Annotated in this window: 20 protein-coding genes, 2 pseudogenes and 1 riboswitch; of the genes and pseudogenes, 15 read left to right on the plus strand and 7 right to left on the minus strand. The window is 55.0% G+C overall.

What is annotated here, in order from left to right; genetic code table 11:
- The first annotated feature begins 18 nt into the window (after window positions 1-18).
- The 6 genes from ASB66_RS00890 to ASB66_RS00915 all read left to right on the plus strand — a co-directional run bounded on the left by ASB66_RS00890 (window position 19) and on the right by ASB66_RS00915 (window position 8791).
- On the plus strand, window positions 19-1416 hold the full coding sequence (locus ASB66_RS00890; RefSeq protein WP_060716293.1) for an ethanolamine ammonia-lyase subunit EutB: 1398 nt from the start codon (window positions 19-21) through the stop codon (window positions 1414-1416).
- Complete coding sequence (gene eutC / locus ASB66_RS00895; RefSeq protein ID WP_060716292.1) at window positions 1413-2168, plus strand: ethanolamine ammonia-lyase subunit EutC; 756 nt, start codon at window positions 1413-1415, stop codon at window positions 2166-2168. The genes ASB66_RS00890 and eutC overlap by 4 nt, the downstream gene beginning before the upstream one ends.
- A gap of 288 nt (window positions 2169-2456) precedes the next feature.
- Entirely contained in the window at window positions 2457-3719 is a 1263-nt protein-coding gene (gene repA, locus ASB66_RS00900) for a plasmid partitioning protein RepA (RefSeq protein WP_060716291.1), read from the plus strand.
- The gene (gene repB / locus ASB66_RS00905) at window positions 3716-4798 is read left to right on the plus strand and encodes a plasmid partitioning protein RepB (RefSeq protein WP_060716290.1); all 1083 of its coding nucleotides are present in this window, start codon (window positions 3716-3718) and stop codon (window positions 4796-4798) included. The genes repA and repB overlap by 4 nt, the downstream gene beginning before the upstream one ends.
- A 942-nt stretch (window positions 4799-5740) precedes the next feature.
- Window positions 5741-6958 (plus strand): plasmid replication protein RepC, encoded by a 1218-nt coding sequence (repC, locus tag ASB66_RS00910; RefSeq protein ID WP_060716289.1) that lies wholly within the window; start codon window positions 5741-5743, stop codon window positions 6956-6958.
- Window positions 6959-7237: 279 nt separating this feature from the next.
- Complete coding sequence (locus ASB66_RS00915) at window positions 7238-8791, plus strand: phospholipase D-like domain-containing protein (RefSeq protein WP_081088881.1); 1554 nt, start codon at window positions 7238-7240, stop codon at window positions 8789-8791.
- A gap of 101 nt (window positions 8792-8892) precedes the next feature.
- Here the strand turns inward: ASB66_RS00915 and ASB66_RS00920 are convergent, their stop codons facing one another.
- Window positions 8893-9921 (minus strand): putative bifunctional lysylphosphatidylglycerol flippase/synthetase, encoded by a 1029-nt coding sequence (locus ASB66_RS00920; RefSeq protein WP_234613835.1) that lies wholly within the window; start codon window positions 9919-9921, stop codon window positions 8893-8895.
- On the opposite strand from ASB66_RS00920, the gene ASB66_RS00925 reads away from it, so the two are divergent.
- Both ASB66_RS00925 and ASB66_RS00930 read left to right on the plus strand, forming a co-directional pair.
- On the plus strand, window positions 9911-10648 hold the full coding sequence (locus tag ASB66_RS00925; protein ID WP_060716287.1) for an endonuclease/exonuclease/phosphatase family protein: 738 nt from the start codon (window positions 9911-9913) through the stop codon (window positions 10646-10648). The two genes, ASB66_RS00920 and ASB66_RS00925, sit on opposite strands and share 11 nt — an antisense overlap.
- A gap of 129 nt (window positions 10649-10777) precedes the next feature.
- A pseudogene (locus ASB66_RS00930) lies at window positions 10778-11608 on the plus strand (IS30 family transposase).
- Window positions 11609-11734: 126 nt separating this feature from the next.
- Here the strand turns inward: ASB66_RS00930 and ASB66_RS00935 are convergent.
- A complete protein-coding gene (locus ASB66_RS00935) occupies window positions 11735-12559 on the minus strand; it encodes a bifunctional allantoicase/(S)-ureidoglycine aminohydrolase (RefSeq protein WP_060716286.1) in 825 nt (274 codons plus the stop codon).
- 817 nt (window positions 12560-13376) lie between these two features.
- On the opposite strand from ASB66_RS00935, the gene ASB66_RS26160 reads away from it, so the two are divergent.
- Complete coding sequence (locus ASB66_RS26160) at window positions 13377-13685, plus strand: ATPase inhibitor subunit zeta (RefSeq protein ID WP_060716284.1); 309 nt, start codon at window positions 13377-13379, stop codon at window positions 13683-13685.
- A gap of 4 nt (window positions 13686-13689) precedes the next feature.
- A complete protein-coding gene (locus ASB66_RS00950; protein WP_158544195.1) occupies window positions 13690-14325 on the plus strand; it encodes an exopolysaccharide biosynthesis protein in 636 nt (211 codons plus the stop codon).
- Window positions 14326-14355: 30 nt separating this feature from the next.
- On the opposite strand, the gene ASB66_RS00955 is transcribed toward ASB66_RS00950, so the two are convergent.
- On the minus strand, window positions 14356-14823 hold the full coding sequence (locus ASB66_RS00955; protein ID WP_114386161.1) for an Lrp/AsnC family transcriptional regulator: 468 nt from the start codon (window positions 14821-14823) through the stop codon (window positions 14356-14358).
- 162 nt (window positions 14824-14985) lie between these two features.
- Here ASB66_RS00955 and ASB66_RS00960 point away from each other — a divergent pair.
- From ASB66_RS00960 to ASB66_RS00980, 5 genes and pseudogenes are all read left to right on the plus strand, one after another.
- Window positions 14986-15765: pseudogene (locus ASB66_RS00960) on the plus strand (ABC transporter ATP-binding protein).
- Between the two features lie 44 nt (window positions 15766-15809).
- Entirely contained in the window at window positions 15810-16580 is a 771-nt protein-coding gene (locus tag ASB66_RS00965; RefSeq protein ID WP_060716281.1) for a transporter substrate-binding domain-containing protein, read from the plus strand.
- 16 nt (window positions 16581-16596) lie between these two features.
- Window positions 16597-17319 carry an ABC transporter permease gene (locus ASB66_RS00970; RefSeq protein ID WP_060716280.1) on the plus strand — a complete coding sequence of 241 codons (723 nt, stop codon included), beginning with the start codon at window positions 16597-16599 and terminating at the stop codon, window positions 17317-17319.
- A gap of 8 nt (window positions 17320-17327) precedes the next feature.
- Window positions 17328-18017: an ABC transporter permease gene (locus tag ASB66_RS00975; RefSeq protein ID WP_060716279.1), complete on the plus strand. Its 690-nt coding sequence runs from the start codon at window positions 17328-17330 to the stop codon at window positions 18015-18017.
- Between the two features lie 17 nt (window positions 18018-18034).
- A complete protein-coding gene (locus tag ASB66_RS00980) occupies window positions 18035-18940 on the plus strand; it encodes a homocysteine S-methyltransferase family protein (RefSeq protein ID WP_060716278.1) in 906 nt (301 codons plus the stop codon).
- Window positions 18941-18949: 9 nt separating this feature from the next.
- Here the strand turns inward: ASB66_RS00980 and ASB66_RS00985 are convergent, their stop codons facing one another.
- From ASB66_RS00985 to ASB66_RS01000, 4 genes are all read right to left on the minus strand, one after another.
- Window positions 18950-19951, minus strand: a complete 1002-nt coding sequence (locus ASB66_RS00985; protein ID WP_234613837.1) for a FecCD family ABC transporter permease — start codon at window positions 19949-19951, stop codon at window positions 18950-18952.
- A gap of 27 nt (window positions 19952-19978) precedes the next feature.
- Window positions 19979-20938, minus strand: coding sequence for an ABC transporter substrate-binding protein (locus ASB66_RS00990; RefSeq protein ID WP_060716277.1), 960 nt, complete (start codon window positions 20936-20938; stop codon window positions 19979-19981).
- Between the two features lie 21 nt (window positions 20939-20959).
- Entirely contained in the window at window positions 20960-21676 is a 717-nt protein-coding gene (locus tag ASB66_RS00995; protein WP_234613839.1) for an ABC transporter ATP-binding protein, read from the minus strand.
- Between the two features lie 219 nt (window positions 21677-21895).
- Window positions 21896-22111, minus strand: a riboswitch (cobalamin riboswitch).
- A 180-nt stretch (window positions 22112-22291) separates the two neighbouring features.
- Complete coding sequence (locus ASB66_RS01000; RefSeq protein WP_114386163.1) at window positions 22292-23728, minus strand: amidohydrolase; 1437 nt, start codon at window positions 23726-23728, stop codon at window positions 22292-22294.
- Between the last annotated feature and the right edge of the window lie 121 nt (window positions 23729-23849).

Below are 23849 nucleotides of genomic sequence, written 5' to 3' on the forward strand. Positions count from 1 at the left end.
CCGGCAAGGAGAACGGTGATGGCATCTTATTCGATCATCCTTGGGCGGCAACGCCATGTATTTGACGATCTGAAAAGCCTGATGGCCTGTGCTTCCCCACCGAAGTCCGGGGATCAATTGGCCGGGATTGCCGCAAGCAGCAATGAGCGCCGGGTCGCGGCCCGCTATGTGCTTGCCGATCTTCCGTTGAAGACTTTTCTTCAGGATATGCTCATTCCCTATGAGATCGATGAGGTTACCCGGCTGATCGTCGATAGCCATGACGTTGCGGCGTTTGCGCCTGTCTCCCATATGACTGTTGGTCAATTTCGCGACTGGCTGCTGTCTTATGAGGCAACGAGCGAGGTTCTGGCGGCGCTTGCCCCCGGTCTGACACCGGAAATGGTCGCGGCTGTTTCCAAGCTGATGCGCAATCATGATCTGATTACGGTTGCGGCGAAATGCAGCGTTATCACCGCGTTTCGCTCGACAATCGGGCTTTCTGGCCGACTTTCCAGCCGCTTGCAGCCCAACCATCCGACCGACGATCCTGAAGGGGTAGCTGGCTCGACCTTGGACGGCTTGCTCTATGGCGTTGGTGATGCGGTGATCGGCATCAATCCGGCCAGTGATAATCTCGAAGCCTGTACAAGGTTGATGCATCTGTTCGACAAACTCAGGGAGCGCTTCGAAATACCGACACAGTCCTGTGTCCTGACGCATGTAACAACCTCGATCCAGGCGATCGAGGCAGGTGCCCCGCTCGATCTCGTCTTTCAGTCCGTGGCAGGGACACAGGCCGCCAATCAGGGGTTTGGTGTCGATCTCGCGGTTTTACGTGAGGGACGCGAGGCAGCATTGTCGTTGAAACGGGGCACCGTTGGCGACAATGTCATGTATCTGGAGACCGGCCAGGGCAGCGCGTTGTCGGCTGATGCCCATCACGGCGTCGATGAACAGACGCTTGAAGTGCGTGCCTATGCCGTGGCGCGGGAAGTCAAGCCGCTGCTGGTCAATACGGTCGTTGGCTTCATTGGGCCGGAATATCTTTACGATGCCAAGCAGATTATCCGCGCCGGTCTGGAAGATCATTTCTGCGGTAAATTGCTGGGTGTGCCGATGGGCGTCGATGTCTGTTATACCAACCATGCCGAAGCTGATCAGGATGACATGGACAACCTGATGGTGCTCTTGACGGTTGCTGGTGTGAATTTCCTGATTGCCGTGCCGGGTGCAGACGATGTCATGCTCAATTATCAAAGCCTATCCTATCACGATATTGTCGGTCTTCGTCACCAGTTTAACCGTCCGCCCGCGCCGGAGTTCGAAGCGTGGCTGAAGCGGATGGGGATGATCGATCGGTCCGGCCGATTGGCACCATTGCCCCAGTCCAACGCCTTTTCCCGCAACCTTCTGTCTTACAAGGCATCGGCATGAGCAATCCCGTCGATTTTGACCCCTTTGCAAGGTTTCGCAGCGCCACTCGGGCGCGCATCGGACTTGGCCGGGCAGGCGATGCGATGCCAACGCAGGCCGTGCTCGAGTTTCAATTGGCCCATGCCAAGGCGCGGGATGCCGTGCATGGGGAGGTGGATTTCGAAAAACTCGCCGCCGCGCTTGCTCCGATTGAAACTGTGCTGGTCCACTCACTGGCAAAAGATCGAGCGACCTACCTCACCCGCCCCGACCTTGGACGGATGCCGGATCGCCATGACCTTCCGGCACCGGGCAAGACCTACGAAATCGCCTTCATCATCGCCGATGGCCTTTCAGCAGCGGCGGTTGAGCGCCATGCCGTTCCCGTTTATCAGGCGGCGGTGCGCCGGCTCGGCGGTTTCTCAGTTGCGCCGGTCGTGCTTGGAAAACAAGCTCGTGTCGCTTTTGGTGATGAAGCCGCGGCGGCTTTCGGCGCGCAAGTGGCTATTGTCCTGATTGGAGAGCGGCCCGGGCTTAGCGTTCCCGATAGTCTTGGCGCCTATATTACGTTCGCGCCGCGTAAAGGACGTCGGGATAGTGAGCGCAACTGCATTTCCAATATTCATGACGACGGATTGTCTTACGAATCGGCGGCGGAAAAGATTTCCTGGCTGGTGAAGGAGGCCTTAAGGTTGAAACTCTCAGGTGTCGACCTGAAGGAAAATGCGGTAGATGGACTCTCACTCCCGCACAACGTGAAATCGTTGACCTAAGTAACTGTTATCACATAACTTTAATCTCTGGACGATTTGATCGGCTGAAGCTTTTTATCAGCTTCCGGCGCTGACTTGACGCGACTCGCTGCATGCGGCACATTTACGATGAAACGTTCGATATGTCTGCTGTTGCCGTAACAAGCTGTGTATGCTGTTAGTTTTCCGCTGGTGCGTATATCATTCCAGAAGAGAATCAGTCAGTTTGCGCGGTAACGAAAGTTTAGGCGTATGCAAGCGTGGAATGGTCGAAGCGTTCGAAGCTAAGGCAGGCGCTTTATCGGGAGAATGATCATGGCGGTTGCGTCCAGCACGGCGACTGAACAACAGGAGACGAATTTGCGCCCCGCCGATGAGACCATTGCCGAAGACGCGCGCGCCCTTTCAGCCCAGCTGAAGGCCATGCGGGAGCGGTTGTTTGCGCCAGCGTCGCGCAAAACCCTGCGGACGTTCACATCTGGAGAGGCGGCACGTCTCGTAGGGGTCTCGGACGGCTATTTGCGGCAATTGTCGCTTGCCGGTGAAGGTCCTGCTCCGGTCGTTGGGGCAGGGGGGCGCCGCTACTATTCGCTCTCTGATATTGACGCGCTGCGCCATTACCTGGCCGAGCAGGCGATGATAAAAGGCAATGTTTCCAAGGCCCGTTCCTATGTGAAATGGCGTGATGCCGAACGTGGCGAGCATTTGCAGATCATTTCGGTGACAAATTTCAAGGGTGGCTCCGGTAAAACCACCTCGGCCGTTCATCTTGCGCAATATCTGGCCATGACCGGACACCGGGTTCTGGCGGTCGATCTCGATCCGCAGGCATCGCTGTCCGCATTGTTCGGTTATCAGCCGGAACTCGATCTGGTCGGCAATGACACGATTTATGGCGCCATCCGCTATGATGATGAAGTCAGGCCGTTGCGGGAGATCATCCGCAAGACCTATTTTCACAATCTCGATTTGCTGCCCGGAAATCTGGAGTTGCAGGAATTTGAGCATGTGACGCCGCGTGCCTTGGCGGAACGAAAGACGGGCGATGCCAAGAGCCTGTTTTTTGCCCGAGTGCAGAATGCCTTGCACAGTGTGGCGGATGACTATGATGTCGTGGTCATCGACTGCCCGCCGCAGCTTGGATATCTGACCTTGTCGGCGCTTTGCGCATCGACATCGGTGATTGTCACCGTGCATCCACAGATGCTGGACGTGGCATCCATGAGCCAGTTCCTGTTCATGACATCCGATCTTCTCGGTGTCGTGCGCGAAGCAGGCGGCACACTGAATTTCGACTTTCTGCGCTATCTCGTCACCCGGTTTGAGCCGAATGATGGTCCTCAGGCGCAAATTGTCGGTTTTCTGCGGTCGTTGTTCGGGGAACGAGTGCTGACCTCCCCGATGGTCAAATCCACGGCGATTTCCGATGCCGGATTGACCAAACAGACGCTTTACGAAGTCGGCCGCGAAAATTTCAGCCGAGGCACTTACGACCGGGCGATTGAAGCGCTGGAATCGGTAAATGCCGAAATCGAACAGTTGATCCACACGGCGTGGGGACGCAAAGAATGATTGGAAAAAACCGAAAAAGCGAGTTGCGCGCGCTGTTTTCCGATCCAGGATCGGGGGCACGTCCAGATACTGCGGAACCCTCTGTTCCGCAACCAACGGTGCCCGGCGAACCGCGTAGCGCAGACACTGTTGAAGAACAGCCCCCCGCAGCGCCCGTGGCGCGTGCAGCCTCCGGGGCGATAAAGGCAATGGGATTGACCTTGTCCTCTATCACCAGAGAGGCGGAAGAAGCACGTGCTTTGCGACAGGCGATTGACGAGGGCGAAAGGGTCATTTCCCTTGCGACGGATAAGATCGATGCGTCCTTCGTTTCAGATCGTTTGAGTGATGAGGAACGAGACGATCCAGATTTCGTTGCGCTGGTTGCCAGCATACGCGAGAGTGGCCAGCAGGTTCCGATCCTCGTGCGTCGGCATCCTGTTGACGCCGACCGCTATCAGGTTGCCTATGGTCACCGACGTTTAAGTGCGGCCAAGCGTCTTGGCATTGCCGTCAAGGCGCTTATCCGGCCTTTGAGCGACGACGAGCTTGTGCTGGCGCAAGGCAAGGAAAATGCCGAGCGACGCAATCTCACTTTCATCGAGCGTGCCTTGTTTGCCAAGGCATTGGCCGATCGTGGGTTTGATCGAAAAGTCATCGGCGAGGCGCTTTCGGTGCAAAAAAGTGAGTTGTCGCGGCTTATTCAGGTCGCAGAAAGCGTGCCTGAGCGCTTTGCCCGTGCAGTCGGCCCAGCGCCGAAGGCGGGGCGCGAGAGGTGGATGGCACTTGGCCAATTGCTTTCGAGCGAGCAGGGACAGGGGAAAGCGGCTGGATTGGTGTCGACAGACGGATTTCGGATCGCCGCCACAGATGAACGGTTTCAAAAACTATTCGATACGCTGTCCGGCAAGGCTCCTGTGGAGCGTCCGGAACCGGAGGATGTCAGGGGTCCAGACGGCCGTGTCTTCGCCCGTATCGGACGACAGGGGCGGCGGCTGAAGATTGAATTTCTTGCGGAAGCCAATCCGGGGTTTGTCGATCAGTTCGAAACGCGTCTGGCGGCTGCTTATGCGGCTTATTTGGACGGCGAACACGACTGAAATGGGTTTGCATCCGGCTCTTGCTGGATGCTGTAGACCTGCATTTTGCAGGACTATTGCATGCCGCTTAATCCCAAGGGATTTTAAGAGGACACTACGCAGAGATTACAACGAGTTATGGCGCGTTGTGTTTTATCGAACGCAAGACGCCGTAAAGTGCAACGAGAAGGAAGCAATACGAGACAAGAAAAAAGGCCCCAAAACGTCACCATTTCGGAAGCCCTCTTCTATGTAGCAATGCAAGAGAATCACTTCTGGCCATAAAAGTCAAGACATGACCGCATATTCGTGGGTCATGATGTATCTTTTGCGTCTTGATTTTACGGCGCTGGCCGCAGCGCCAGGTCATAATGGTGCTTAGACAAAATGATGGAATGGTATCGACCACAATGCGGCGGTGCTTACGGCGTCGTGCGTTTTATCAAATGCGCATAAGACGTTGTTATCTTTAGATCTGCTGCACAATTTCTCTTTAGGTCGGGTCCGATTTAGGGAGTTATGCAATAGATCGACCGTTGCGTAATATGCTGAATTCCTCGGATTTCAGATTGGAGACGTGTGGGTTTCTATAAGAGATAAGATTGGCCTTACGTGGCGCCTAGCGCAGGAAACGGTCAATTTTGCTTATACGCCCGTTCGTTGTCGATACTTTGGTGAGTTCACTTGTCTTGGATCATTCAGATACCAAGCGATGAGTTCATGCGCCAACGGCATTCCTGTGTTTTATCAATCAGATGCCGTATCACGTTAACCTGCTGCGAAATCGTTTCCGGACTTGTGTTCCAAGTTAGGAATTGCGCGGTCGATTGATGGATTGCCGGAAAAAGGAATGGACTTAAAGCCATTCTATTCCTGGGATCGTTCACCGTCCTGGCGGGTTGATTGAGTTTCAGTGTTTGTCATTTGGGCCTGCTTGTCTCCTTGTAGAGGGGACGCGACATTATGGAACGAGCTGCAACAACGCCCTTTGGCGGCGGACGGATGTCTGGTCGCGTCCTAGCGCGACAAGCACGCATTGGCGAACGCCAAGCGGAACTGCGGCAAAGCGAAGGCACAAACTCTTCTGGTCGCGCTGACAAATGGCAGTTGCTTCGCGCCTTAACGGAGGCGCGTGCTGTCTATGGTCTGGGTGACCGGACGATTTGCCTGCTTGAAGCGCTTGTCAGTTTCACCACCGAGCGCGAACTGGATGGCCGGGAACCGGTTATCGTCTTTCCATCCAACCGGGAGCTGGCTTTTCGCGCAAGAGGAATGGCGCCAGCGACCATACGCAGGCACCTGGCCTGCCTTGTCGACGCAGGCATGATATTTCGGCGCGATAGCGCCAATGGCAAGCGTTATTGCCGCAGAGACGAAACTGGAGAAGTCGAAGATGCATTCGGCTTCGATCTAGCACCGTTTGTGCTGAAAGCAGACGAAATCTACAGCGCAGCCGAAAGCGCGCGTGCTGAAGCCAAGCGTTTCCGGGCCTTGCGAGGGGAAGTTACCGTTCTATCCCGTGACATTTCCAAAATAATTACTCTCGCGCTTGAAGAGGGGCGAGCAGGGAAATGGGAAAGTTATTTGCTTCGCTACCAGACTTTTTGCAAAACACGCATAAGAATGAAATTCAGCAGCGATATGCAAACATTGGCGCAAGAGCTGCGTGAACTGCTGTCACAGGTGGAAAACGATTATCTTTCAAGCCTTTCTGAAGAAGAAATGAGCGGCAATGAACGTCAATATGAGCGCCATCAACAGAATTCAAAATCAAAACTACAATTTGATAAAAACGGCTATGAACATAATACAGCGGAGTCGGCATCACCTCCCCTCGATCAGCGCAGATTGGCTGTAAGCCTGAAAAGGTTGAAAACGCTTTGCCCGCAAATCAACGACTACGTCAAAGATGGGATTTCCGAATGGAACGATTTGATCAGGGCAGCTGACACTGTGCGGACGATGCTGGGCATCTCCCCTGATGCATGGTTGAAGGCTAAACAAACCATGGGTGAACAGGCCGCTGCAATTACCGTCGCAGTTATGCTTGAGCGAGCCGAAGCAATTCGTTCCGCAGGTGGTTATCTCCGGACGTTGACCGATAAGGCTGAGCAAGGGCAGTTTAGCGTTTATCCCATGCTTCAAGCGCTTGAGAAAAACCTGCCGCAGGGCAAATCGTAAAGCTTGATGGCGTCGAAGAAATCTGAGTTGTCTGATGCGACAGGAACTTTGTTTACGTCGCATCCTTTGAAGATCGGGTTTCTTCGGCTTCTCCACTGACCCTGGAATTTCGGCCATCGAGGCGGAACAAATATCACCGCAATGCGTTAGTCTATGGCGCAAAACCTTATGGTCCTGAAGCGTAAGTAGACAACTCCGACCGTGACAACGGCCGTAACTATGCAGCAGGCAATTGGAGCGTAATTCGGGTACGCGGTCATCCGGCTGGGATACAGAAATATGCAGGGTTTAGAGAAGGCCAGCAGCCATCACCGCATTGGATCGGATCAGGTGATCAGAGTAGGTCATAATGCCTGGAAGACGGGTGTTGCATCTAAAGCGGGATTTCTGATCGATGGTGCGCAATATTTTCGCGCACTTGCGGATTCTCTATCTCGTGCTCAGGAGCAGATATTCATCATCGGTTGGGACTTTAACCCTGATATCCAGCTTATACCAGAAGATCAGAGTTCTCCCACATTAGGTGAGTTCCTTATCTCGCTTGTCGAAAACAATAGCCGTCTCTCTATTCACATTCTTGTCTGGGCGATGGGTCCTATCTATTCTGGAAAATCCCTGCGCATGCTTGGGAAAACCGAGCTGAATTCGCATCCGAGGATCGACTTGCGGCTTGATACGCGGCATGCCGTTCGAGGGTCTCATCATCAGAAAATGGTGGTGATCGATGATGCGCTGGCGTTTGTTGGCGGCATCGATCTTACGGCCAAGCGGTGGGATACGTCCGAACACCGGGCAGATGAACCTTTACGACGCACGCCGAAAGGCGAACGGTATGAGCCGGTTCACGATGTGCAAATGGCGGTTGATGGTGAAGCGGCAGAAGTCGCGGCTGAAATCGCCAGGCGTCGGTGGTGGCAGGCGACTGGTGAGGATCTGGTGCGCCCACGCTGCTATTTTCATTCTTTTCCGCCAGTTGCACGCTACGTGTTTAGCAATTGTGACGTTGCTTTTGCGCGGACTGAACCGGCAATTCGCAGAAGCACATCCGTTCGGGAGACGTTACAACTGACCCTTGACTGCCTGTCGCGGGCAGAGAGGCTCATATATATAGAAAGCCAATATTTTGCATCGAAAGATGTCGCCGATCTTTTGGCGTCTCGATTGAGTGAGCCGGATGGCCCTGAGGTCGTATTGATTTCGACGCTGAATTCGCATGGATTTCTCGAGAGAAAAGTACTCGGGGAAAATCGAGACCGAATGATCCGCAAGCTTAGACAAGCTGATCGGTTTGGTCGCTTTCGTGCTTTCTATCCCGTTGTCCCAGATGAGAGCCGCGATGATAATTGCGAGGAAGTTCTGGTCCATGCCAAGTTGATTATCGTCGATGATGTTTTCATTCGCGTTGGGTCGTCGAATCTGAACCAGAGGTCGGTTGGCCTTGATACGGAACTTGATGTCGCCATCGAAATGCATAACGACAAAGAACGACAGATCTTGACCGACATGCGAAACGGCCTGCTTGGTGAGCATCTTGGTCTGCCAAGCACTGATTTGGCAAAGGCCCAGGACGAGGCCGGATCATTGGTGAGGGCCTTGGATAGGGTGAACGTTGGAGCGCGTGGGCTGCGATCTTTTCCGGTGGGTGACGAGCATGGCAAGACAAGCTTGCATTTTGCAACAGGACTTGTTGACCCCAAAGCACCCTGGTGGCCTTTGCAGTTGGTATCTATTCCATTTTCAATGATAAAAAAAATCAGGCGCATGGCAATGTCGAAGGCGGGGCTGAGCCGGTCCGATGGGCCGCAGCGACGGATGTCTGCCAACAACAGTTGAACTATATTCTGGAGCTGACAGAAAGCCCTTGTGATTGATAAAGTCACAAGGGCTTTTTCTATGCTGGGGTCTTATTGTTTTGAATGCTGCCTATGACATCGTCAAAGAGTTGCTGCTTTTACCGTCTCATTTGACGAGGAATTATCCCGGGCTTGGTGGCGCGAATAATACCATTCACTGATAGCAAAGACCGGGATGCCGATTGCTAGCGGGATGAAAAAATACACAACGCGAAACGCAATGAGCGCGCCGATCGATGCGTCTTTGCCCATGATGAACGAGATCGTCGCTTCCATTACGCCGAGTCCACCAGGAACATGGGCAACCAGCGCCGAGAGGTTGGCCATGACATAGGCGGTTGTCGTTTCGAAAAAACCTGCGGACGATCTTGCCAACCAAAACAGACAAGCGGCAACGGCAGTGAAATTGGCGATGCCGACAGCGACCTGGGCAAGGGCGATAGGCAAGGTTGGCAGTGAGAAGCGCCATTTGTATATTCGTATTTCACCGCGCAGCCAGGCTGAGGCGACGAGATAGATAACAATTGCAGCCAGACAAGCAAAACCAATCAGCCGGGCGGCGAAGCTCCCCATGCCACCGAGCTTGGCCGCGCTTTGCGGAAACAAGGCAAGGCAAATGCCAGCCAATCCTATCAGGCCGATTCCGACGGTTGCGCCGCAAAAGAGAATGATTTTGGCGACTTCCTCGTTTTTCAGGCCCCAGCGCCGGTAATACCGATAGCGGACCGCACCGCTGGACAGCGCCGCCAAGCCGACATTATGTCCAATGGAGAGGCTGACAAAAGACGCGACCGCGGCTTTTCGCCAGGACAAACGAGAACCGGCATAGAGGATGCCAAGATAGTCGAAGCCAGTCAAACAAAGATAGGAGACGGCGCAGAAGAATAATGACAGAGCAAAACCTGTCCATGGGATGGCAGATAATGACATTTCGATATCGTTGAGGGAGAATTTGCTCAGAGCCCGATAACTCAGCCAAAGGGCTATTGCAGTTGCGGCTAGAAAAATACCATTCAACAAAATCTTCTTTTGCATCAAATCGGTTCCGAGGTTGCTCTTCATACAGGGAACGATTTCCTGCCTAAGGTGTTCCCTGAAAATGAGCTCCATATTTCGTCTCCTTACCTACAATATTCATAGCTGTATCGGCACAGATAGAAGGCTCGATCCAGCCAGGATTGCCGAAGTGATTGCAGCCACCAAAGCAGATATTGTCTGCCTTCAAGAAGTGGACGTTGGGCGAAACCGAACCTCAGGAATTGATCAAGCGGACGTGATCGCAGGCTATCTCACCATGCAATCACATTTTCATTCCGCATTGAATGTTGCCGAGGAACGATATGGCGATGCACTTTTGACCAGGTTCCCGACCCGGATCGTCCAGCAGGGCATGTTGCCATCACGCGGTGAGCAAAGAGGCGCCCTGTTGGTGGAGGTATTGATCGGAGATATTTCGGTTAACGTCTGCGTGACACATTTCGGCTTAAGGGCGGGTGAGCGAGCAGAGCAGGCAAGGGCGCTTTTAGGTGTGGAATGGCTTGGACCCTTGCTGGAAGCAGGTGCTCCCATTGTGGTCGCAGCCGACTTGAATGCAGTCCCGAACTCAAAAGCTTTCAAACTCCTGACGGCAAGATTGGCCGATGCCACGAAAGCCAGTCTCGAGTCCGAGAACCTCAGTCGGTCGAAGCCGACATTTCCATCTCGGTTTCCATTCCTGCGGCTGGACCATGTTCTGACATCTGGTGGATTGAACATCCTTGACGCACGGGTTATCGACACACCTTTGGCTCGGAGGGCGTCCGATCATCTGCCGCTTCTTGTTACAATGCAAATTTGATTGCAGTTCGCATCATGACATTCAATTAGTTCCATAATGTTGATTATCAATTTTAATGATTATAATGGGGGTAGATTCCATTTTCAAATGCAACGAAGACAATAATGGCCATAACTTTAGAAGGATGGAATGGCCCGTTCCTTTGTTCAGTTGATTTTGGATGAACGGCGCATCATTGCGCAGATGAATGAGAGTAAGATCAACCAGGCCGAGATTGCGCGCAGGCTTGGACGTGATCGCTCCACGATCTGCCGGGAGTTGCGGCGCAATTTCTGGCATGACCAAGAGGTCCCGATTGCTGAAGGCTACTGGCATGTGACGGCGCACCGCTTGGCCGCAACTCGCAGACGTCAGTATCGCAAGCTGTTGCGCGATCCTCATTTGTGTGCTGCGGTTATTGAGCGTTTGCAAGAAGGTTGGTCGCCGGAGCAGATTTCAGGACGGATCAGGCTGTCGAGTGGTGCGTAGACAAGGCTTAGCCATGAGACGATCTATCAGGAAGCGGATTTGATGATCTTCAGAAAGGAGCACGGCTCCGCCAACATAGCGACCGTTGTTGAACGAAAGAGCCGTTATACAGTGCTGTTTCGCAACAATGACCGGCGTTCGAAGCCAATCATGAAACAACTGATCCATCATCTGGCTCCCCTGCCCGTCAACGCTCGGCAAAGCCTGACATTCGACAGAGGACTGGAGTTCACGTCATGGCGCGAACTCCAGACTGGCATGGGAACAGCGGCATGGTTCTGCGACCCCCAGGCACCCTGGCAAAAAGGCACTGTCGAGAACACCAATAAACGTGTCCGACGCTATCTGCCCTCGGAAACCATTGTGCTGAATGTCACCGACCAGGATATCCGCGCCCTGTGCGAACGTCTCAACGACACGCCGAGAAAGTGCCTGAACTTCTGGACGCCGAAGGAAGTGTTCCGTCAGCACGTGTTGGCTATGAGCATATGAAGATGTAGATTTTCGGCAAGCGTTGCATTCTGGCTGGAACCAGCAATGGGGGTGGGTTCATCTGTGAAATGCGAAGGGATATCCACCCCTCGCATTTCGATTTTCCCGCCGATGAACTGAGCTGGCTCAAGGCCACAAACGAGCGTGTCTGTTGACATCCTTGTAAAGCAGATAGCGGAACCTGCCGGGACCGCCGGCGTAGCAGGCTTGTGGGCAGAAGGCGCGCAACCACATGAAGTCACCGGCCTCCACCTCGACCCAGTCGTCGTTCAGTCGATAAACGGCTTTGCCTTCCAGCACATAGAGGCCGTGTTCCATCACATGAGTTTCCATGAATGGAATGATGCCACCGGGTTGAAAGCTGACGATATTCAGGTGGAAGTCATAGCGGATATCATTTGGATCGATGAACCGGGTGGTCCCCCAGGCGCCACCGGTGTTTGGCATCATGGCAATCTCATGCTCGTCTTCGTGGGTGAAGATTGCCGGTGGCGGCTCCAATCCGTCTACCGGCTGGAATGTCTTGCGAACCCAGTGGAATTTTGTCGGCGCATCGCTGGTGTTGAGAACTGTCCATGTCGAACCGGCCGGCAGAAAAGCGAAAGACCCAGCACGAAGATAATGCTCAGTTGAATCAAGTGTAAGCGTGAACGCACCTTCTACAACAAAGATGGCAGTTTGCGCATTGCCATCTGGTTCCGGTCGCGTGCTGCCTCCTCCGGGTTGGACTTCCATTACATATTGCGAAAAAGTTTCCGAAAATCCTGTCATCGGTCTGGCGATGATCCAGGCGCGGGTTTTTTCCCAATGGGGCAGTAGACTGGTGACGATGTCGCTCATCACGCCTTTGGGAATGACGGCATAGGCGGTTTTGAAAACAGCCTTGCCCGAAAGCAACTGCGTCTGGGGCGGCAGGCCCCCGTAATTGGTGAAGTAGCTGTTCTCAGTCATGCGATTGGCCCTCGGCTTTTCTCCGGATGGTTTATTTCGTCTTGTATCGCATAACCGCAATAACAGGAATCGCGAGGTGCTGTCTTTTTCTTCTGAAAATACGCTTTGCACGATATTGGGCTTGGATAACTGTCCATTTTCCGAATTAAAAATTCCATGAAATTGTCGAACGCATGCCTTGAAACAGTCTATTTACAGCGCCATCTTCAAGCCAACCCGTGGTCCGGGCCCCTCTGGCAGCAGCCGCCGGCGCTTCTGCGATGTCGGACCGTTTTCGACACATGCGCCGGCATAGGATTGTAGCCATGGTCTTGGTTCTGCCAGGTGGTTCGCGCCCTTTTTTCCAGTCCAATTGCTTGTCATCGATGGCGATGAACATGTCGTACCGCTCCGGCCGTGACTGCCGTTACCGTATCCCCGCCCCTAAGCTTTTGAATATCGTGCGCTAGGAGCAGGGCTGTGTTTACGGAAATCTTTGCGACCCTGATCAGCTTTTTTCTGATCGATCCGATAGAGGCAGATCTTCGCAGTCGCCTGGCGTCGATGAGTGCATCGGCAAATACAATAGAACAGACGCAAACATGCGTGCGAGAGTCAGCTCCGAAATTATTACAACAGGCACTTGATGATCCAAGCTGGGCTGTTGCCTCTGGCTTACGGATTTCTTTTGGCTGGACTACGCCGGTTGCGGTTGTCTCGGAAATTTCTCCCGAGTGTCGGACCGCCCTCTCACTACTTGGATCTGAGACCGGCGGGGATGTATAGACGATTTGAACAGGGACAGGTTATGACAAAACTTCACGACAGAGGACATACGATGGTTCAGAGCGTTTCAGGGCCGGACTGGTGCCCAAAGGACGATACCACCTTTACAATCCGTGCCCGTCGGAACGTTCTGACTGGATTCTGGGCCGGCGAACGTTTGGGACTGCGCGGCCAGGATTTGGTGCTTTACGCACAGGCCCTGCATGTGGAGGATCATCGATTGCCTGGTGATATCGATCTTGTTGAAAAAATTCAAGCAGATTTCGCAACGGCTGACGTGGCAATCAGCACAGCCGATATTCACCTTGTGCTGCGCTCGTCGCATCAGCAAGCGCTGCGGGATAGCGGTTGTACGGATTAAGATGATGATGATATCTCGACAGCAGAGTCCTGCCGCAAGTGACGACATTGTGCGGGGCTCCGGCTTCCTGTTGGAGGTGCTGGAAACTGCTCGTTTGCGTGGTGGTATTTCCATCGGTGAACTGATCGGTCGGCGGGGGCGCATTGGGATAGCCTTCACCTTGCTGGTGCTTTGCCTGCCGACCTTGGTTCCCCTGCCCGGTCCTTTTGGCATGGTTTTCGGCACCTGCCTGGCATTCGTTGCTGTGCAAATGTTGTATGGTGCGGACCGGATCTGGCTTCCGGGTTTTATTGCGCGGCGAACCGTGTCGCTCAAGGTCGTGGAGACAATGGTGCGGCTTGGACGGCCCTGGGTGCTAAAACTCGAGAGCTGGCTGATCGCCGGGCGCCTCCCGTTTCTCACGGGCAAGACGGCGCGAATGATCCTGGCACTGCCAATTCTCGTGTTGGCGGTGTTGATCTCCCTGCCAATTCCCTTTGGCAATACCGCTCCGGCGCTTGCAATTATCCTGATCGCTATCGCTCTTGCGGAACGCGATGGCCTTGTGGTGATTTTTTCACTCTTCTTTGCCGCTGGTGCCGGTGTCGTGACCTATTATCTCGTCACCGCCGCTGGAAACCTGCTGACCTGGGCGTTTTAGCGGTTCTGCTGGTGGAGAAGTAGATCGTCTCTATTTCGCCATTGGTACGAAGAGCCCGAGCTTGATATCCCGCAGCACGACATTGTTATGCATTCGGCGTATTTGCGGGTTTTCGGCCATGATAAGGGCAGCGATATCGTCGTAATGCTCAACGTCACGGGCGGTGACGATTGCGATCAAATCGACCTGGCCAGTGACATAATAAACCTGCTGAATATGATCCTGCCGTTCCGACCATGTGCGAAAGCGGGCGAGCGCATCGTAATTGTCGCGCTCAATCTCCATGCCGACGATAAATACCATGGGATGGCCGGTCATCTTGCGGTCGACCACAGCGACTTCACTTTTGACGATCCCCTCTTCCCGCAGCCGTTTCAGACGTCTTTGTACCGCCGATAGAGAAAGCCCGATCTGTTCGGCAATGATCTCGGCCTTCAGCTGACAATTTCTCTGAATGATATCGATGATCTGGCGATCGAACCGATCCAAATGGTCCATATAGCTGATCCTCCAAAGGTGCGTTTCACACTCTTTTTCCAGGGACTATCCGCTTTGTGCAAGGATTTTCTGCGGTAATTATGCAATCTGGTCCGAAATTGCGCGCATAAACTGCGCGGATAAGCCATTATTGTGACAGATAATTTGAAGACTGGATCCTGTATGACAGATAGTGGCGGTTTCGCCCTTGAGGTGGAAGACATCCACAAGAGCTTCGGCGCACACGCGGTTCTGAAGGGTGTATCGCTGTGCGCGGCGAAAGGTGACGTCATTTCGATCATCGGGTCTTAGGGGTCTGGAAAAAGTACGTTTCTGCGCTGCATCAACTTCCTAGAAATGCCGGATCGAGGGCGTATCGTCGTCAATGGTGAAGAGGTTGCCATCAAGCTGGGGCGGCGTGGTGAGCCAAAGCCCGTCAGCTGGCGTCAGGTCGAGCGGCTGCGGACCGGACTTGGGATGGTGTTTCAAAACTTCAATCTCTGGGCGCATCGGACTGTGTTGGAAAACGTGATCGAAGCGCCGGTGCATGTGATGGGCGTCAAGCGCGCGGAGGCTATCGAACGGGCCGAAGCGTTGCTGCATAAGGTCGGCCTTTATGACAAGCGCGATGCTTATCCGGCTTTCCTGTCCGGTGGGCAGCAACAACGTGCCGCTATTGCACGGGCACTCTGCGTGGAACCTGCCGTCATGTTGTTCGATGAGCCAACATCGGCGCTCGATCCGGAATTGGTCGGTGAAGTATTGAAGGTCATTCGGGATCTGGCCGAGGAAGGCCGCACCATGCTGCTCGTCACGCATGAAATGCGCTTTGCCCGCGATGTTTCCAGCCATGTCATGTTTCTGCATCAAGGACAGGTTGAGGAACAGGGGCCGCCTGAACAAGTCTTCGGCAATCCGTTCAGCGACCGGTGTCGAGAATTTACCGGGGGGATCGGCGTCTGACCGGATCTTTGAGAATTTAAAATTCAACCAGGAGAAAGCCTTTTATGAAATTCTTCCCGCTGCTTTTGGCAGGCGCTGCCTTTGCCTTTTCCGCTTTTTCCGCCGAGGCCGATGTGCGGTTTGGTGTTATGAACGAATCCTATCCGCCCTTCTTCGCCAAGGATGCGAGCGGCAAATGGCAGGGGTGGGAAATCGACCTGATGGATGCTGTTTGCGCTGAGATGAAAGAGAAATGCTCTATCGTCGAACTGTCCTGGGATGGACTGATCCCGGCTTTGGGCGCCAAGAAGTTCGACGTGATCTGGTCTTCCATGTCGATTACCGATGAGCGCAAAAAGGTGATAGATTTCACAGATAAATATTACAATACCCCCAGCCGACTGATTGGTATGAAGGATATGAAGCCGGGCGCCAGCGCCGATGACGTCAAGGGCAAGACCATCGGTATTCAGGTGTCGACCATTCAGTCTGAATATTACAAAAAGTATTTTGCCAAGGTGGCCTCGGAAAAGACCTACCAGACGCTGGATGAAGCCTTTCAGGACCTAGCCGCAGGACGGATCGATTACGTCTTCGGTGATTCCATCGTGCTCGACACTTTCGTCAAGAGTGATGCAGGCAAGGATTGCTGCGCCAATATGGGCGATGTCGCCGATGATGCCGCCGTGCTTGGTTCAGGCGTGGGTGGCGGTTTGCGCAAGGACGATACCGCTTTGAAGGCAAAGTTGAATGCGGCGCTGGCCGCTGTCCGGGCCAGCGGCAAATATGATGAGATCACCAAGAAATATTTCGATTTCAACATCTATGGTAAGTAAACGGTAGCTTACGTAAATGAATGTTTCCCCCGGCATATTCGATCTGCTTTCCCCCTATCCACCTGGATGGGGCGGAACGCTGCTATGGGGTGCCGGGGCAACGCTTATCATTTCGGCGGGCGCTTTTCTGATCGGGTTGGCGATTGGGATTGGCGGCGCTTTGGGCAAGCTGTCCGGTAACCGCCTGCTGCTCGGATTGCTCGACGTCTACACGACAGCGGTGCGCGCCGTGCCGGAACTGATCCTGATTGTCGGTCTTTATTATGCAGGCACCGATGGACTTAACCGGCTGTTGCAAGCATTTGGCATGCCAGTGGTCGAGGTCAATGGGTTGATTGCCGCGATTGCGGTTCTGGGCGTCGTCCAGGGTGCTTATATGACCGAAGTGCTCAGGGGGGCTATTCTGGCGATCCCGATTGGTCAAAGTGAGGCGGCAAAAGCCTTCGGCATGTCGCCGCTCCTGCGGTTTCGTAGGGTTACTTTGCCGGCGCTGCTGCCCAACGCCCTGCCCGGCCTTGCCAATTTGTGGATGGCTGTCACCAAGGATAGCGCGCTGGTTGCCGTTGTCGGCTATCAGGAACTGGCACTTGCGACCCGGCTGGCAGGGGCGAGCACCAAGCATTACTTCCTGTTTTTCCTGGCTGCCGCCCTGCTCTATCTCGCCATCACTCTCGTTTCCAACCTGTTCTTCAAGCTGATCGAGCGCCAAGTGCGGCGCGGTCAGCCAATGTTGTCCTAGGAGATGTGATGGATTTCTCCTGGATAGGCAATTACTGGCCGTTGCTGCTCGCCGGAGCATGGCAAACCCTTGCATTGCTGGTGATTTCGGTCGTCCTCGGATTTGTAATGGCCATTGGCCTCGCCTTTGCGCAGGTCAGCGGCGGACCGGTGGCGCGGGTCCTTGCGCGCGGCTATTCGACGTTTTTTCGCGGCACGCCGCTATTGATTCAGCTCTGGCTGCTTTATTACGGCGTCGGATCATTGCTGCCGATGGTCCCGGGTATTCGTCAAAGTCTGATCTGGCCGCTGCTGCGGGAGGGATTTTTCTTTGCGGTGGTCAGTTTCACGCTCAATTACGCGGCTTATGAGGCCGAAGTTTTGCGCGGAGCCTTGCTGGCCGTACCTAAGGGCGAACTTGAAGCTGGCCGTGCTTTCGGCATGGGACGCTTCACGCTCATTCGGCGGGTCTGGCTGCCGCGTGCTATCCGTATCGCTCTCCCCACCATTGCCGGGGAAGTGGTCATGCAGTTGAAGGCCACTCCCCTCGCCTTTACCGTGACGGTCATGGATCTCTATGCAGTCGCCTACAAGGTGCGCCAGGATACGCTGCTTGTCTATGAGCCGCTGATCGTCGTCACCCTCTTCTATCTCGCTCTCACCGCGATCATTGCCCGTTGCTTTCGGGTGGTCGAGGCGCAGGTTCCAATCCGGCGATAACCAACAGGACTATATGCATGACTAAGGTTCGTATTCTCGACGGCGGCATGAGCCGTGAACTTCTTCGGCTCGGTGCGGAGTTGAAGCAGCCGGAATGGTCGGCGCTCGCCCTGATCGATGCCCCTGACATCGTTCGCCAGGTGCATGCGGAATTCATTGCGGCGGGCGCAGATGTGGTGACGACCAACTCTTATGCATTGGTACCGTTTCACATTGGCGAAGAACGGTTCCAGAGCGAAGGCCCGTCTCTGATTGCTCTGTCGGGTGAGTTGGCGCGGCAGGCGGCGGATGCTGCAGGTCGAAAGGTGCTCGTGGCCGGGTCTTTGCCACCGATCTTCGGTTCCTATGAGCCGCAGAATTTCGATCCATCAAGAGTTGATGGATATCTGGATGTGCTGGTTGCCAACCTTGCGCCCTTCGTCGATGTGTGGCTTGGAGAAACTCTCAGCCTGATTGCCGAAGGCGAAGCTGTTCAAAAAGCGGTTGCCGCAACAGGCAAGCCCTTCTGGATTTCGTTTACACTGGCCGATGAAGCGAGACAGGACGCTGGAGGCCAGCCGAAGCTTCGCTCCGGCGAATTGGTTCAGGATGCGGCTCTTTGGGCAGCTGGCTCTGGCGCATCGGCGCTGCTGTTCAATTGCAGCAAGCCGGAAGTGATGAAGGCGGCGGTGGATGTGGCGGCAGCGACATTCAGGCAAAAAGGTGTTTCCTTGGACATCGGTGTCTATGCCAATGCTTTTGAAGGTGAGCAGGGTGAGGCCGCAGCGAATGAAGGCTTGCATGAGACCCGTGCCGACCTGACCGACGATGCCTATTGCCGCTTTGCCTGCGATTGGGCTGACGCGGGTGCAACGATGATTGGCGGTTGCTGCGGCATTGGCGCGGCGCATATACACCAATTGTCCAAGGCTCTGTCTGCGTAGTCTAACCGTCTATGCGGCGGGTTTGGCCTTGCGCATGATCCAGAGAAAGGCAAGGCATCCGGCGAGACCTGTGACGATGCCAATCGGCATGTCCTCTGGTGCAACGGCAAGTCTTGCCACGAGATCGGCGAGGATCAGCACCAATGCGCCCGTCAGCGCCGAGAGCGGCAGGACGCGGACATTGTCTGATCCCGCCAATGCTCGCACCATATGGGGAACCATCAGGCCGACAAAGCCGATGGCACCTGAAAAGGCGACCATTGTCCCGGTGATGAGTGCGGAGATCACAAATAAAATCATGCGAAACCTGGCGACAGGCACGCCCAGGGTTGCCGCCGTCTCATCGCCCATGGCCAAGGCATTCAGCAAACGCGCATTGGGCAGGAGATAGCAAAGTCCACCGGCGAGCACGGCGGCGGGATAAATCAGATGCTGCCATTGGGCAAGGCCAAGCCCACCCAGCATCCAGAAGGTCACGGTTTGGGTGGCGCGGGGATCTCCGAGAAAGACCAGGAGATTGCCGAGCCCGGTAAAGAAAAATCCGACAATCACACCCGATAGCACCAGCCGGTCGGCTTGAAGACTGCGGGTCAATCCCGCCACCAGTCCCACCGTGGCGGTGGCGAGTAGCGCCCCGCCAAATGCGAAAAGCGGCACGGTCAGCAGTCCGAAGACCATGCCGGTATGCAGCAAAGCAAGGATTGCACCAAACGCTGCACCGGAGGAGACGCCGAGCAGATGCGGATCGGCGAGTGGATTGCGGGTCGCTGGTTGTAGCACCGCCCCGGTTAGCGCCAGCCCAGCCCCGACAAGTCCACCGAGTAGCACGCGGGGAAATCGAACGTCCCAGACGATGCTCACCCGCCCCGCTGGCCAATCCACCGGAAAACTGCCCGGGACCAAGTGATTGGCAAGGATCTTCCAGACGGTGGCAACAGGAATGGGAGCCGCACCCAGTGAAATACCGGCACTGACGACGATGATGATCGTCAGTACCAGCAGGATCGGCACATATAAATGTCTAATGAAAGTCAAGGCTTACAGGCTTTGCGGATGAAAGGCTTGGGCCAGCCGGGCGATTGCATCGATATTGCGCGGTCCCGGGGTTGCCTCGACATAGTCAAGCACAACGAAGCGGTCATTTTTCACAGCGTCGATATTCTGGAAGGCGGGGTTATGCTTCATGTAATCGATCTTCTGTTGAGCGGTTACTTCGCCATAGTTGACGATGATGATCACCTGCGGATTCCGCTCGATCACCGGTTCCCATGACACTTCCGTCCAGCTTTTCTGCACGTCATCCATGATATTGACGCCGCCAGCGGCCTCGATCATTGCGGTCGGAATGCCGAAGCGTCCCGATGTGAATGGCTTTTGTTCACCGGAATCATAAACAAAAACGGTTGCCGGCTTGTCTGTCAGGCTGATTTTGGCCTGTATCTTCGCCAATTGTTGGCGATAGCCCGCAACCAATGCCTCTGCTCTGTCTTCGACCCGGAATATCCTGCCCAGGTTGATGAGGTCGATGAACATATCGTCCATGGTTGGCTTGGCCTTGGCCATGATGTGAATGCAGCTTTCGGTCAGTTCATAGACTTTGATGCCCAATGGGCCGAGGGTGTCCGGTGTCACCTCGCCGCCAACCTTCATGCCATAGTTCCAGCCGGCGAAATAGAAATCCGCATTAGCATTCAGCAGGACTTCCTTGCTCGGATATTTCGGTGACAGTTCCGGCAGTTGGCTGACACCTTCGCGCAATTTCTCGTCCAATGTCTTCCAGCCGGAGACACCGGTATAGCCGACCATATGGTCCTGTAATTTCAGCGCCAGCATCATTTCGGTCAGGTTGACGTCATTGGAGACGGCGCGTTGCGGGGCTGTATCAAAGGTAACCTCACGGTTACAGCTCTTGACGGTAACGGGCGCCGCTGCGGCTGCGGTGAGGCTGACTGCTGCAAGAAAGGTTGAGAGCGCGAAAGTGAGAAGAGCGTTTTTCATTTATGGTCCAATGGGTTAGGATCAGGCACTGAGCGCGAAGGAAAAATTGCGGGTGGCGCCGCCATCCAGGCTGTGGACATGAGTTTGAACGGTGAAGGCTGCGGACAGATGGTCTGCGGTCAGCACATCGCGCGGACAGCCCTCGGCAATCATATGTCCGTCCTTCAGGATGATTGCTCTTGTGGCAAAGCCTGCGGCAAGATTGATGTCATGCAGCGTGGTGACGATGGTAATGCCGAGACCACGCAACAGATCGAGAATTTCCAACTGGTTGCGAATATCGAGATGGTTCGATGGCTCATCCAGAATGAGCAATTGCGGGTCCTGCGCCAGCGCCCGGGCGACGAGAACGCGTTGCTTTTCGCCGCCCGACAAGGTTGCAAAATCACGTCGCGCCAGATCGGTAACATGGAGATGATCCATGGCATGCAGCGCTCTGGCTTTGTCGTCTCCGGTGCCCTGCGACCTTTTCCACGCGCTTTTTTGCCAGGGAATTCGGCCCATCATGACGATATCTTCGACGGTAAAAGGGAAATCTGCCGGCATTTCCTGGACCACGACGGCGATCCGGCGGGCAACCGTCCGCGGATCGATCGCCCATACATCCTGCCCGTCCAGCAGCACCCTGCCCTCACTGGGGCGCACGGCTCGATAAAGGCAGCGCAGCAGAGATGTCTTACCAGCGCCATTCGGGCCGATAATCGCCAGACGCTCACCGGCGTCGAGCGTAAAATCCACGTTTCTTATCAGGGATCGTGCGCCCGTTGGCGCATAGCTGAGCCCCCTCACCTCAAGAGAGGCGCCATGACCATCACAGCTCATGCAGGAGCCTGCATCAGTAGACTGGAAAGCAGACGTGTCCCGCTTCGCGCTGGATCGTCTGAACAAGGAACGGATGGCCACGCCTCTCGGCGGACCTGTAGTCTTATCGCTGCCATCGGAACACCCCGTCCGTTGCGGTTGAACATCTAAATGGCAGGTCTCCTGGCTTGCGGGTCGCTGTTGGCCTGCGCCTTCCCGGCTTGTCGCCAGTGGCATCGTGCAGGCCCACTCGCCGCTCACAGTTGCGGGGGCAGCCACGGTTTCGGTCCCTTTTGGGTAAGCCTCACCGTATTCCCTTTTCAGCCGCAGCCTTCTTTGCAAGGCCACAGCACCATTTGAATCTATCACTGACATGGGTTGCAGTTCCGCACAAGTCCGTTTTCAAACTATATTGATGAGTAGTTTTGTTATAACGTTACGTGAATTGGGTCAAGCAACACAATATCAATTTGTTCGGCTGGCTTGGTGCCAAGCCGAACAAATCCGAGCAAGCTTTACGAGTCACGGAGGCAGACCCATAGGTACGGCTTCTTACTTACGACCACCCATTTCCACGATTGGCGGTTCTGCATCGGCGGGCAAGGGGCTTTGATAGGGCTGGCCCTTGCGACGGGCGACGAGGTCGGCAAGGGCCGCTTCGCGTAACTGTTCGCTTTCGAAGGCGGCGCGGCCTGTGGCAGCCATGACCTTTGCCGCGGCGATCATGCCCTTGTGCGCCAGCGGACTTTTCCCCTGCGTCACCAATTGCCAGGTGTGGAACGGTGTGCCGATGGCGCAGGTCGGCCCATCGGCCTGCACGGTTGGCACCACCCAGCTGACATCGCCGACATCGGTTGACCCGGTCAGCAGCGGCGTGCGGTCATGGGCGGGTAAGATGAAATCGGCAAGCGGGATATCGCGTTCCGGCAGGCCTTCAAAACGCCAGGGCGCCGACTTTTCCTCCGGCGTCAAGACGGCGCGGATCGTTTCGGCAAAAGCCCGGTCTGCCGCATCGAAAGGTGGTGGGCCGAGTTCTTCCCAGGCTTCCTGCATGGCGGCCATCAGTGGACCATTGGTCAGCACGTTGGAAACGGCGCTGATCACCTGTGTTTCCAGACGGGTCTCGGTCATCAATGCCGCGCCCTCGCCAATTTTCTTGACCCGTTCCACGAGGGTCTTCATGCCTTGCAGTTCCGGGGCGCGGATCAGATAGCGAACCTTGGCATAGGCCTGGACGACATTGGGTGAAATACCGCCTGCATCCAGAATGGCGGCATGCACGCGGCAATCGGATGGCATGTGTTCGCGCATATAATTGACGCCGACGCTCATCAGCTCCACCGCATCGAGAGCGCTGCGCCCCAGATCGGGGTTTGATCCGGCATGGGCTGCCCTGCCCCGGAAAGTGAAATCGACACGGGAATTGGCAAGCGAGGTGGTGCGCTGCACGCCAGCGAAGGAGTTTGGATGCCAACTGATGGCGATATCGACACCTTCGAAGGCCCCTGCCCTGACCATAAAGGCCTTGGCGGCTCCGCCCTCTTCGGCCGGACAACCATAATAGCGCACCCGTCCGGGCAAGCCTTTTTCCTTCAACCAGTCTTTCAGGGCAGCGGCGGCCAGGAGAGCGGCGGAGCCGAGCAGGTTGTGGCCGCAGCCATGGCCGTTACCGCCTGCGGCAATCGGCTTATGTTCAGCCACGCCTGCTTCCTGGCTGAGCCCGGACAGGGCGTCATATTCGCCTAGAAACGCAATGATGGGGCCGCCCTCCCCTGCTTCGCCCATCACGGCTGTTGGGATTCCGGCCAATTTTTCGCTGACGCGAAATCCTTCGGCCTTCAGCATGGCGACATGCTCGGCAACGGACGATTCTTCCATGTAGCAGGTTTCCGGCATGCCCCAGATCCGGTCGCTCAAGGCGATAAAGTCGGGCGTCTTGGTATCGATGATCGACCAAAGTGCGGCGGATGAATTGGGGGAAACGGTCATGGGGGTACCTTTGACAATAAACACCCGCCAACCATAAAAGCTTGGCGCTCAGCGGCAAGCTTTTATCCGCTGTTTTACAAGGCAATTCGATTTTTTGATGGAAAGTTAGTCATTCGGAAGC

It is taken from the genome of Gillisella vitis, assembly GCF_001541345.2.
GTDB classification, from domain to species: domain Bacteria; phylum Pseudomonadota; class Alphaproteobacteria; order Rhizobiales; family Rhizobiaceae; genus Allorhizobium; species Allorhizobium vitis.